General features: G+C 33.9%; 8 protein-coding genes. All 8 read left to right on the top strand.

Annotation, left to right across the window (positions count from 1 at the left end; all coding sequences use genetic code 11):
* The first annotated feature begins 4 nt into the window (after positions 1-4).
* Entirely contained in the window at positions 5-2,350 is a 2,346-nt protein-coding gene (locus tag ABD939_RS08920; RefSeq protein WP_345167214.1) for a PKD domain-containing protein, read from the top strand.
* A gap of 75 nt (positions 2,351-2,425) precedes the next feature.
* The gene (locus ABD939_RS08925) at positions 2,426-5,884 is read left to right on the top strand and encodes a hypothetical protein (RefSeq protein WP_425550282.1); all 3,459 of its coding nucleotides are present in this window, start codon (positions 2,426-2,428) and stop codon (positions 5,882-5,884) included.
* 23 nt (positions 5,885-5,907) lie between these two features.
* The gene (locus tag ABD939_RS08930; protein ID WP_345167217.1) at positions 5,908-7,095 is read left to right on the top strand and encodes a glycoside hydrolase family 17 protein; all 1,188 of its coding nucleotides are present in this window, start codon (positions 5,908-5,910) and stop codon (positions 7,093-7,095) included.
* Positions 7,096-7,105: 10 nt separating this feature from the next.
* Positions 7,106-8,395 (top strand): glycosyl hydrolase family 17 protein, encoded by a 1,290-nt coding sequence (locus ABD939_RS08935; RefSeq protein ID WP_345167220.1) that lies wholly within the window; start codon positions 7,106-7,108, stop codon positions 8,393-8,395.
* Positions 8,396-8,409: 14 nt separating this feature from the next.
* Positions 8,410-9,903, top strand: coding sequence for a glycoside hydrolase family 30 protein (locus ABD939_RS08940; RefSeq protein ID WP_345167223.1), 1,494 nt, complete (start codon positions 8,410-8,412; stop codon positions 9,901-9,903).
* A gap of 33 nt (positions 9,904-9,936) precedes the next feature.
* Positions 9,937-11,367, top strand: coding sequence for an MFS transporter (locus ABD939_RS08945; protein ID WP_345167226.1), 1,431 nt, complete (start codon positions 9,937-9,939; stop codon positions 11,365-11,367).
* A gap of 46 nt (positions 11,368-11,413) precedes the next feature.
* Positions 11,414-12,031: a hypothetical protein gene (locus ABD939_RS08950; protein ID WP_345167229.1), complete on the top strand. Its 618-nt coding sequence runs from the start codon at positions 11,414-11,416 to the stop codon at positions 12,029-12,031.
* A 75-nt stretch (positions 12,032-12,106) separates the two neighbouring features.
* On the top strand, positions 12,107-13,018 hold the full coding sequence (locus ABD939_RS08955) for a glycoside hydrolase family 17 protein (RefSeq protein ID WP_345167232.1): 912 nt from the start codon (positions 12,107-12,109) through the stop codon (positions 13,016-13,018).
* Positions 13,019-13,020: the final 2 nt, after the last annotated feature.

Genomic DNA, 13,020 nt, shown 5'->3' on the forward strand with positions numbered 1-13,020 from the left:
AATTATGAAAAAATTCATTAAAATAAATAAAATAATATGGTTGTTTATTATAACACCCTTATTTTTTACGTGTGAAGATGACGACGATGCTGCTACAGAAAAAGCCGTAGCAGGTTTTGTACATACTATAAACCAAGATAATGGAATGGTTACTTTTTTAAACCTTTCAGAAAATGCTAATAGTTATAGTTGGGATTTTGGAGATGGAACGTCTTCCACTTTAATAAACCCAGTAAAAACATACGAAAATGGAACTTACACTATTGTACTAGAATCTAGTAATGCTTCTGGATCATCAGATACATTTCAGGATGAAATCACTATTTTAATTCCAGAAATAATTTCTGTTCCTATTACTTTTGATGGTGAAAATACAAATTATGATGCCGCGACATTTGGTGGTACATCGTTTGCTATTGTTGAGAATCCAGATCCTTCTGGATCAAACACCGACGTTAATAATGTTGGGGCAATAACCAATAATGGAGCAGCCTTTGAAGGTATAGCTTTTGAACTTGGAGCACCAATTGATTTATCATCAGAGAAAACTATTAAAATGGATTTCTGGTCAGATCAGGCACTAAACATTCTGTTAAAACTCGAGATTTCTGAAAGTGAATTTACTGAAGTTACAGTAAGTCATGGTGGAACAGGCTGGGAAGAATTGTCATTTAATTTTTTAGTTTCTGGTACATATCCAAAACTCGTAATTTTTGTTGACGGTCCAGGTACAGCAACAGGAACATTTTACTTTGACAATGTAGTTCAAGAAGAAACGCCTATACCACCGTGTGTGGATGAAACTGCTCAATCTTTAAGTGCGGCAGACTTTAATTTAACCTTTTTAGCTGAAGATTCGACATCTTCAATTTTAGATGACGGCTCCGTTTTAACAAGAATATCAAATCCTGATACTGATAATGATGTTAATGAGTCCTGTTTTGTGGGACAAGTTGTTAGAGATCCAGATTCACAATTTGCTAACAATCAAATAGAGTTTAATACTAAGCTTGATTTTAATGCGAACGCAGGGTTTAAATTAAAAGTATGGTCTTCAACAATAGGTACAAATGTTTTGCTAAAAATAGAAGATAAAGCGCTGGGTAATGCAGGACCATTTGCAGAAGTAGCAGCTGTAACCACAGTTGAAAATGCATGGGAAGAGTTAACTTTTGATTTTGATAGTGCAGAAAGCGACAAATTTGATAGAATTGTATTGTTCTTCGAGTTAGCACAGAATGTATCTGGAACCTATTTTATCGACGACTTTATGCTTTATGAGCGTGTTGGTGAACCATGTACTCCAGATGCTACACAATCACTAAGTTCTGCAAACTTTAATCTAACTTTTCAAGCAGATCCAAGTGCAAGTATTACTCCAGACGGTGGTGTTTTAACTGTTATAGATAACCCGGATTTTGATAATGATGTAAATAAATCATGTAAAGTAGGAGAGATAGTAAGAGATGCTAGTTTGGCATTTGCAAATACTCAAATTGAATTAGATACCAAATTGGACTTTAATAGTAATTCTGGATTTAAATTAAAAGTATGGTCTCCAACAGCGAATACTAATGTTGTAGTTAAGCTTGAAGATAAGGCACTTGGCAATTCTGGTCCATCTGTAGAAGTACCAGTAACTACCGGAGCAGCAAGTACTTGGCAAGAATTAACGTTTGACTTTGCACCAGAAGACAGTGATAAGTTTGATAGGATAGTTTTATTTTTTGAATTAGGTCAAAATGTTGCTGAAACTTACTTTATAGATGACTTTGCAATTTATGGCAGTGGATCTGGTGGTGGCGGAGGTTCTACTGGGTGTTCAGGTGATGCAGTTGCTGCAACTACTTTACCAGTAACTTTTGAAAGCTGTGAATCGTTTATTTCTGGATTTTCTAGTATTGGAGATGGTGGTGTAACTCCTAGTTTAGCCATGAACCCATCTGCATCAGGAATTAATGTTTCAGATAACGTTCTAAGAGTTGTAAGATCAAGTGGTATTAACCGTTGGGGAGGTGTTCAAAATTCTTTTCCTGCTGGAACAATAGATATCACTACAAAGGTATTTAAGATAAAAGTATATTCAAATTTAAATGATGTGACTTACAGATTTGAATTAGCACTTGACCCTCAAACCAATCCTGTAACCGGTAATCCTGCTCCTGTTTTCAGACAGGTTTCTGGAGGTGCGAATACATGGACAGAGATAGAGTTTACATTTATAAATTTACCTGCATCACCTTCAACTTATAACCAATTAGTTATAAAGCCAGATAACCCTGAAGGTTCAGATAATCAAACAACATCAGAAGAACAAATATTTTATTTTGACGATTTACGTCTAGAATAAAAATTTACGATTAGTAACATTCAAAAAGGCTAGCGCAGAGCTATTCAACTAGCTAGCCTTTTTTTCTAAAGCAAAATGAGTACAACATTTCTTAAAGACCGACCTAAAGTTTCAAACCAAATGAATACTGTAAAAGGAGAATTAGTAAATTTTGAAAACGAATCTTTCTACAAGATTTCGAATAGTGATAAAATGCGTCCATTTTTTATGAGCATTGTTAGTGATTCAAATCACTGGATGTTTATATCAAGTAATGGAGGTTTAACTGCAGGACGAAAAAATGCAGAATCCTCTTTGTTTCCCTATTATACAGATGATAAGATAACAGAGTCTGCCGATGTTACTGGAAGTAAAACCATATTTCAAGTTCATAGAAATGGCGAAGTCCTAATTTGGGAGCCTTTTTCTATTCGTCAAATGGGAGTTTATAATATTTCAAGAAATTTATACAAAAACAGCTATGGTAATAAAGTTATTTTTGAAGAAGTAAATAATGATTTAGGATTAACTTTTAGGTATCAATGGAATTCAAGTAATCAGTTTGGTTTCGTAAAAAAATCTACTATTATTAACAATTCTGATGCTAAAATCGGTCTTACTTTTGTAGATGGTCTTCAAAATATTTTACCAGCCGGTGTGACTTCAGATTTGCAAAATAGCAGAAGTAACTTAGTTGATGCATACAAGAAAAGTGAGTTACTTGCTGGAACAAGCGTAGGTATTTATGCTTTAAGTGCATTTATTGTTGACAAGGCTGAACCTAGTGAGGCTTTAAAATCTAACATAGTTTGGTCTGCAGGAATAGACAACCCTTTGTATTTATTATCATCACAACAATTGGATGATTTTAGAAGTAAAAATGCATTGAAGCAAGAGGTTGATGTTAAGGCTGAAAAAGGAGCCTATTTTATTTCTTCAGATTTAAGTTTAGAGCCAAATCAAATTGAAAATTGGATGTTTGCTGCCAATGTAAATCAATCTATTACTGGAGTTATTGAAGTTGCTGAGGTTATAAAAAATGAAAAAAATATAGTTGGTCTTGTAAATAAGAATATTGAAAAAGGCACTAAAAGATTAATTAAACTAACGGCCTCATCAGATGGATTACAACTTACTAATGACAATTTAATAAATACAAGGCATTTTTCTAACACCCTTTTCAATATCATGAGAGGTGGTATTTTTGATGATGGTTACAATATAGAAAAAGATGATTTTTTAAAATACCTATCAAAAGCTAATAAAGAGTTTTTCAGTAAAAAGGAAAGTCAGTTACAAAGCTTACCAGAATTGTTTTCTCTTAACTATTTAAAAAATCTTGCAGAACAAGATGTTGATGATGTTTTTAAACGCCTTTGTTTTGAGTATTTACCTTTAAAATTTAGTAGAAGGCATGGAGATCCAAGTAGACCTTGGAACAAGTTTTCAATTAATACCAGAAGTGAAATAGATGGGTCTAAAATTTTGGATTACGAAGGAAATTGGCGTGATATTTTCCAAAACTGGGAAGCTTTAGCAATTTCTTATCCAGAGTTTATAGAAAGTATGATTCATAAATTCTTAAACGCAACAACATTTGATGGTTATAACCCTTACAGAGTTACCAAAGATGGTTTCGATTGGGAAACTATAGAGGAAGACGATCCATGGTCATATATTGGATATTGGGGAGACCACCAAATTATATATCTCTTAAAGTTTTTAGAGTTTATTGAAGACCATTATCCATCTAAATTAGAAAAAAGATTTAACGAAAATATATTTGTTTATGCTAATGTTCCTTATAAAATAAAGAGTTACGAGGATACCTTAGTAAATCCAAAAGACACTATAGATTTCGATCATGATTTAGATCACAAAATAAGTGAGACTAAAGAAAAATTAGGAGCCGATGGCGCTTTATTAAGAGATAAAAATGATGCTATTTATAAAGTTAATTTAATCGAAAAATTATTAGCAACGGTACTAGCAAAAGTATCAAACTTTATCCCTGAAGCAGGTATTTGGTTAAATACACAACGCCCAGAATGGAATGATGCAAATAATGCTTTAGTAGGTAACGGCGTATCCATGGTAACATTATGCTACTTAAATCGCTTTTTAAATTTCTTTGAAAAAGTAGTTGCCAAATCTGAGACAGAAACAGTTCAAATTTCTGAAGAACTAACTGTGTTTTTTAATGAAGTAATTACAACACTTAAAAATAATGAGCACATTCTATCAGACAAAGTATCTGATAAAGACCGAAAAACAGTATTAGACGGACTAGGATTAGCGGGAAGCAAATACAGAATAACTATTTATGAAAACGGGTTTACAAGTGATAAATCTGAGGTTAATAAATCTATGCTTTTAGATTTTATAAAAACTACAAAAGCATATTTACAACATACCATTGAAGCAAATAAGCGTAAAGATAATATGTATCATGCTTACAATTTAATGACTGTTGAAAACGATGAAGAAGTTTCTGTTTCTTACTTATCTGAAATGCTTGAGGGGCAAGTAGCGGCCTTAAGTTCAGGGTATTTATCGCCTCAAGAAGCATTGTCATTACTTGACGGACTTAAAGAAAGTGCTTTATTTAGAGATGATCAGTACAGCTATATTCTTTATCCAGATAAAGAGTTACCAAGATTTGACAAAAAGAATAATATTCCTTCTGAAAAGGTTGAAAAATCAGAATTATTAAAGCAATTAGTAAAAGAAGGAAACGTTCAAATTATTGAAAAAGATGTTTTAGGAAATTATCATTTTAATGGTAGTTTTAACAATGCAGATAGTTTAAAAGAAGCCTTAAATAGCTTACCGGAAAATAATTACAAAGCATTAGTAGAAAATGACACTCAATACTTATTGGATGTTTTTGAAAGTATTTTTGATCATAAATCTTTTACAGGTCGTTCAGGAACATTCTTCGGGTATGAAGGTTTAGGATCTATTTATTGGCACATGGTGTCTAAATTGTTACTAGCGGTTCAAGAAAACTGTTTATTAGCAATAAATAGCAACGAAAGTGAAGTCGTTATTGGTAAACTTTTAGAGCATTATTACGAAATAAATGCAGGTATAGGTGTGCATAAATCTCCAGAATTATATGGAGCTTTCCCAACAGACCCTTATTCGCATACTCCTGCTACCAAAGGAGCACAACAACCAGGTATGACGGGTCAAGTTAAAGAAGATGCCATAAGTAGGTTTGGTGAATTAGGAGTTTATGTAAAAGAGGGAGCCATAGTTTTTAACCCACGTTTATTAAAATCTGACGAATTTTTAAGTACACCAAGTACGTTTAAATTTATAAATAGTAATACTGAAGAACAAGAAATTAAATTGGAGGAAAATTCATTGGCTTACACGTATTGCCAAGTTCCAGTTGTTTATAAAATATCAGATAAAGATAGTTTAGAGGTTGTTTTTAATGATGGAAAACAAACTCAATCTGAGAGTTTAGAAATAGACAAGGAAACATCAAAAACAATTTTTGAGAGAAACGGAGAAGTAGCCCAAATTAATGTCTTATTAAAAAGATAGATTGTTTAAAAAAAGATTAAAATTTGAATAAGGTAAAAGATATAACAGCAGCAGAAATATTAGGAAATCCAGATTATTTGGCGATTTCTTATGGAGGATACAGGCAAAAGTCTAGAGATATTCAGCCTACAATACCAGAATTAAAGGAGGACATGAAAATTTTAGCCGCCATGGGAGTTAAAATTTTAAGAACCTATAATGTACAACTCCAGCAAGCGCCAAATATATTAAAGGCTATAAGTGAGTTAAAAAAGGAAGATCCTAATTTTGAAATGTACGTTATGCTAGGCGCCTGGATTGATTGCCATAATGCATGGACAGGTTTAGAACCAAACCATGAAGTAGAAAGCAAATACAATGAGGCTGAGATTGAAAGAGCAGTTGTTCTAGCAAAAAAACATCCAGATATTGTAAAAATAATTGCAGTTGGTAATGAAGCTATGGTACGCTGGGCAACCAGTTATTTTGTACGTCCAAATGTCATCTTAAAATGGGTAAACCACTTACAAGAATTAAAAACATCTGGAGAGCTTTCAAAAGATTTATGGATTACTAGTTCTGATGATTTCTCTTCTTGGGGAGGAGATCGTAACTACCATAATGAAGATTTAAATAACTTGATTAGGGCTGTAGATTATATTTCAATGCATACCTACCCTATGCATAACTCGCATTATAATCCAGCTTTTTGGATGGTTCCGGAAGAAGAAGCAAATCTTTCTGATTTAGAAAAAATTGAAACCGCAATGCAACGTGCGTTATTATTTTGTCAAAATCAATTTGATAGTGTGGCCAATTACATGAGAAGCTTGGGTATAAACAAACCAGTTCATATTGGCGAAACAGGATGGGCAACTATATCAAATGAGCATTATGGTGCTGATGGCTCTAAAGCTGCAGATGAATATAAATCTGGAAGATACTACCAACTTGTTAGAGAGTGGACGAATAAAGAAAGAATCTCCTGTTTCTATTTTGAAGCGTTTGATGAGCAATGGAAAGATGCAGCTAATGCATTGGGATCTGAAAATCATTTCGGATTAATCAACCTCAAAGGAGAAGCAAAATATGCACTTTGGGATTTAGTTGATAAAGGTGCTTTTAAAGGTTTAACAAGAGATGGGAACTCAATATCTAAAACCTACAATGGTAAAGAACAAGAGTTGCTATCAGAGGTTCATGTACCACCTGAGAAAATAGGAATTTTATAAAGTATTAGTTATGAGAAATTATTTATCAGTCATAAGAAATGCTACACTACTTTTATTAATCGTTTGTGTTTGTTCTTGTGGAAAAGTTAAAAAGGAAAATGTGAAAGAAGTTTCAGCTCAAGATATTTTAGGTAATCCAGATTATTTAGCAATGTCTTACGGTGGTTACAGATATGCAGACCATAATATTGAACCAACTTTAGAAGAGCTTAGAGAGGATATGAAAATTTTATCGGCAATGGGCGTAAAAATTATACGCACCTATAAATTGCTTAAACCTCAAGCAGCTAACTTGGTAAAAGTCATCAGCGATATAAAAAAAGAGGATCCTGATTTTGAAATGTATGTGATGTTAGGTGCATGGGTTGATTGCAAAAATTCGTTTGGTTCTGGTGACGGAGAACCAGATCACAACGTAGAGAACGAAGAAAATCCTGCTGAGATAGATAGAGCTGTTGCATTAGCAAACAAGTATCCAGATATTATAAAAGTAATTGCTGTTGGTAATGAAGCTATGGTTAAATGGGCAGCAAGCTATTATGTAGAACCTTGGATAATTTTAAAATGGGTAAACCATTTACAAGATTTAAAGAAAGAAGGGAAATTACCCAAAGATTTATGGGTAACAAGCTCAGATAATTTCGCCTCTTGGGGAGGTGGTGGAGAAGAATACCACGTTGAAGATTTAAACAACTTAATTAAAGCAGTCGATTTTCTTTCTGTACATACCTACCCTATGCATGACACACATTATCAGCCAGAATTTTGGTTAGATCAAAAAGGGTTTGAAGGAAAAACAGACATGGAAAAAATTGAAATTTCTATGGTGAGAGCAAAAGAATATGCTATAATGCAATCTGGAAATGTAAAAAAATATATGGAAAGCCTTGGCGTAAATAAACCAATTCATATTGGTGAAACTGGTTGGGCAAGTTTTTCTTCTGGGCATTATGGTACTTCGGGATCAAAAGCATGCGATGAGTATAAGGAAGCACTCTATTACAAACACATGAGAGATTGGACTAATGAAGCAGGCATGTCATGTTTTTATTTTGAAGGATTTGATGAACCATGGAAAGGTGGTGATAATTCTGGAAATTCAGAAAAACATTTTGGATTATTAACTGTTGATGGAAAAGCAAAATATGCACTCTGGGAAGAAGTAGATAAAGGAACCTTTGATGGGTTAACAAGAAACGGCAATCCAATTACTAAAACATATGAAGGTAATAAAGAAGCAATGATGGAGGATGTTGAGGTACCTCCCACTTCAGAAGAGTGGCATGCGAGTCAACAGTAGAAAAATCGATGCACATGAAAACATTAAAAAACATAATATTTTTAATAGCAACCTTAATCATGATAAGTTGTAATAATGTAGATAAAACATTAGTAGTTGATGTTTTTGAAACTTCAGCTGCAGGAAATAAGCTTACTAAAATTACTGAATTTCAAAATTCAGGAGAGAAAGTATCAATCAAGCTAAATCCTGAACAAACATTCCAAACCATAACTGGTTTTGGTGGTGCATTTACAGAATCATCTGCTTTCTTGCTAAATAAGATGAGTAAAGAAAATCGAAAAAAGATTATTGATGCTTATTTCAGTAAAGAAGGTGCGCACTACTCTTTAACTAGATCGCACATGAATTCATGTGACTTCTCGTTAAGTAATTACTCTTACACACCAGTTGAGGGCGATAAAGAATTAGAACATTTTACAATTGAGGAAGATAAAGACGATTTGATTCCGTTTATAAAAGATGCTATGGCAGCCTCTACAGATGGGTTTAAAATTTTTGGATCACCATGGACCGCAGCACCTTGGATGAAAGATAATAACAATTGGGTAGGAGGTAAACTATTACCTGAATATTATGATACTTGGGCTTTGTTTTTCTCAAAATATGTAGATGCCTATAAAGCAGAAGGAATTGACATTTGGGGTTTTACCGTGGAAAACGAGCCTTTAGGTAATGGCAATAACTGGGAAAGCATGCACTATACGCCAGATGAAATGACCAACTTTGTTATGAATCATTTGGGACCAAAACTTGAAGCTGATGGCAAAGGTGATTTAAAGATTTTAGGTTACGACCAAAATAGAGAGCACTTAAAAGAATGGGTAGATTCTCAATACAAAAATGAAGAAACATCTAAATATTTTGATGGAACCGCCATTCATTGGTATGCAAGTACGTTTGAGGTATTTCCAGAAGAGCTACAATATGCACATAACAAATCACCAAACAAACTATTAATACAATCTGAAGCATGTGTAGATGCTGAAGTACCAGTCTGGAAAGATGATGCTTGGTATTGGAAAAAAGAAGCTACAGATTGGGGCTTTGAATGGGCACCAGAAAAAGATAGACATTTACACCCTAAGTATTCGCCAGTTAACCGTTACGCAAGAGATATTATTGGATGTTTGAACAATTGGGTAGACGGATGGGTAGATTGGAATATGGTATTAGACACTAAAGGAGGGCCAAACTGGTTCAAAAACTGGTGTATTGCACCGGTAATAGTTGATCCAGATAATGATGAAGTATATTTCACTCCATTGTATCAAACCATGGCTCATTTTAGCAAATATATCAGACCAGACGCTAAAGTTATTGGGTTAGATAACTCTGATGAAAAGTTAATGGCAACTGCGGCACAGAACCCTGATGGTTCTATTGCTATTGTTCTCTTTAATGAATTTGAAAACCCAAAAACTATAAGCCTATCGTTAAACGAAAAGAATATAGAATTTTCAATAGATGCGCAAGCTATTCAAACTATTGTAATTCCTAAATTATAAACCAACTAACCGACTAACTAAAAAATTAAGATTATGCCAAATGTAAAAACAGCCCCAACAAATAGAGTTCCACTTGGTCAAAAAGCAGCTTTTGGAGCTGGCCATTTGGTTCTAAATTTACTTCCTGGAGCATTAGGAGTATTCATGTTTTTCTTACTAACAGCCTTTGGGATGGATCCCGTTCAAGCAGGCTTATTAGGAGGCTTACCTCGTTTCTTTGATGCTATTACAGATCCAGTTATGGGCTTTATATCAGATAATACAAGCTCAAAATACGGGCGTAGGAGGCCTTATATTTTTATAGGTGCTATCCTAAGTGCGGTATTTTTTGTGCTTTTGTGGCAGATGGACGAAAACAACTCATCTACATTCAATTTTTGGTATTTCTTAATCATGTCTATGGTATTCTTAATTGGTAATACCATGTTTGCTACACCACTGGTAGGACTTGGTTTTGAAATGACTACAGATTATAATGAGCGTACTAGATTAATGGCCTTTTCCCAAACGGTGGGTCTATTGGCTTGGGTAATAGTGCCTTGGTTTTGGCCTCTAATACCAAATGCCGATTTTTTTAGTAGTCAGGCAGAAGGAGTAAGACAAATGGCTATATACGTTGGTATTGGCTGTTTATTATTGGGTGTTTTACCAGCTATATTTTGTAGAGGAATAGATGCTTCTCATATGGGAAACAGAAAAAAATTAACTTTCAAAACTGTTTTTAGTAATTTAAAAGATTTGATAAGTAGTATAAAAGAAGCAGTAAAGAACAAACCTTTCATGAAATTGTGTGGAGCTACATTCTTAGTATTTAATGGATATCAAATCGTAGCTTCTTTCAGTTTTTTCATTATTGTATTTTTCCTTTTCAATGGAGATTATGGTGCAACGGGGACTTGGCCAGCATGGTTTGGTTCAATAGGAGCATTAGTATCAGCATTCTTGGTAATACCAATTGTTTCGGCTATGGCTAATAAATGGGGAAAGAAAAATGCTTTTATCATTTCTACAGCTATCTCTATTGTTGGGTATATAATAAAATGGTGGACATTCACTCCCGACAATGTATTATTAATGTTTGTTCCAGTTCCTTTAATGTCATTTGGATTAGGAAGTTTGTTTACTTTGATGATGAGTATGACTGCTGATGTTTGTGATTTAGATGAACTAGTTAATGGAATGCCAAGGAAAGAAGGAACTTTTGGTGCATTATACTGGTGGGTTGTAAAATTAGGTCAAGGTATTGCTTTGGTAGCAAGTGGTTTAGTTTTAAAGCTAATTGGCTTTAAAGGTGATGCTGCTACGCAAACTGCCGAGACATTAATTAACTTAAGAATTGCAGATATTGTGGTGCCTGTGGTAACTGCAGCTTTAGCAATTTGGATTATGTGGAAATACAGTCTTTCTGAAGATAGAGCAAAAGATATTAAAGCGCAATTAGAAGAAAGAAGAGGTGTGTTGTAACAATATTATATTGTTAAGTAAATTTTGTAACTAAAAAAATAAAAAGATGTCAACCAAAATAATAATATTAATAATAGGAATTTTATTTATCCTAATTGCTCTACTGGCAAGTAAAAAAACTAGTTCTAATAAACTTGGAATACCTTTAGGAATTCTGGGAGTTTTGATGGTAATTTATGGAAGTTATTCATCAGATTTTGTAAACTATAACACCCAAATTGAACAAGTTTCAACAGGAAATAAGTTGAAGATTACTGGGCCAGTTAATGCTGTAAAAGTAGTGTCTCCAATCGATAAAGATTCTGTTGATTGCAGGATTTTAACAATGGGTGTTTACCCAGAGTCCAACGACAAAGATATTTGGGTTCTAATTCGTCCTACAGACGACCGTTATTATCCTCAATCTGATCATACTAACACCTCTTACAAAAGGGAAGGTGAATGGCAAGTAGTTACGCGTTTTGGAGGAGATAAAGGTGAAGCTTATGATTTGATTATTTATGAAGCAGATGCTTCAGCTTCAGCATTTTTTAGTGCTACCATTGAGAAATGGAAAGAAGAAGACAATTACCCTGGGTTAAAACTTGAAGAGATTCCAATTGGAGCAAAAGAAGCAGATAGAATAAAAATATACACCAGAGAAAACTGTAGAGGCGTGTTTTAATACACTTAATTTTCCGGAGTAAATTAAAAAAATTAGAGATTATAATAGAATTAAACAAATAAATTAAAAACAAAAATGTCTTATAGAGAAGAATCATACTACAGATCAAAGTATAACCAAATAGCTACTAAAGGAATTAACCTTTCAGATTATTCGATAGAAGAATTAAAAGCATTGTGGAATAAAACCATACAAGATGGGTTTCATGGTATTTGCTTTAGCATGTATAAAGACGGTCAATCGCCTGGAGACGACATAAGTATGGAACAGGTAGAACAACGTGTAGAAATATTAAAGCCTCATGTTGGAGCTATCCGATCGTTTTCATGTATTGAAGGCAATGAATTTGTACCAATAGCTGCAAAAAAACATGGACTTAAAACATTGGTTGGTGCATGGTTAAGTGATGATAAAGAAGATAACGAAAGAGAGATAGAAGGCTTAATAAAACTTGCTAAAGATGGTAATGTAGATGTTGCTGCTGTTGGTAATGAAGTATTATATAGGAACGATTTAACCTTGGATGAGTTGGTTGGTTACATTAATAGAGTTAAAGAAGCATTATCTGGTCTAGATATTCCTGTAGGATATGTAGATGCATATTACGAATTTTCAAGACACCCTATTTTAGTTGAAAGCACAGATGTTGTTTTAGCAAACTTATACCCCTACTGGGAAGGTTGTCCAATAGAATATGCTTTGGGTCATATGCAGGCTATGTTTGGCTCTGTAGTAGATGCAGCTCAAGGAAAACCTATTATTATTACTGAAACCGGATGGCCAAGTCAAGGCGGAGGTCTTGATGGTGCTATTGCTTCAGACGAAGCCGCCATGAAGTATTTTATAGATACTGTTAGATGGACTAAGGAGAATGAAATTCCTTTATTTTATTTTTCATCGTTTGATGAGTCATGGAAAACAGGAGATGAAGGAGACGTTGGTGCCTACTGGGGGCTTTGGGATAAGCATGAAAACTTAAAGTTTTAAAA

Origin of the sequence: Algibacter aquimarinus, assembly GCF_039543265.1 — a bacterium.
GTDB classification, from domain to species: domain Bacteria; phylum Bacteroidota; class Bacteroidia; order Flavobacteriales; family Flavobacteriaceae; genus Algibacter_B; species Algibacter_B aquimarinus.

Excerpts from the sequence above, each read along its gene's own strand:
- ABD939_RS08920 (WP_345167214.1), top strand. The coding sequence starts at position 5 with ATGAAAAAATTCATTAAAATAAATAAAATAATATGGTTGTTTATTATA.
- ABD939_RS08925 (WP_425550282.1), top strand. The coding sequence starts at position 2,426 with ATGAGTACAACATTTCTTAAAGACCGACCTAAAGTTTCAAACCAAATG.
- ABD939_RS08935 (WP_345167220.1), top strand. The coding sequence starts at position 7,106 with ATGAGAAATTATTTATCAGTCATAAGAAATGCTACACTACTTTTATTA.
- ABD939_RS08940 (WP_345167223.1), top strand. The coding sequence starts at position 8,410 with ATGAAAACATTAAAAAACATAATATTTTTAATAGCAACCTTAATCATG.
- ABD939_RS08945 (WP_345167226.1), top strand. The coding sequence starts at position 9,937 with ATGCCAAATGTAAAAACAGCCCCAACAAATAGAGTTCCACTTGGTCAA.
- ABD939_RS08950 (WP_345167229.1), top strand. The coding sequence starts at position 11,414 with ATGTCAACCAAAATAATAATATTAATAATAGGAATTTTATTTATCCTA.
- ABD939_RS08955 (WP_345167232.1), top strand. The coding sequence starts at position 12,107 with ATGTCTTATAGAGAAGAATCATACTACAGATCAAAGTATAACCAAATA.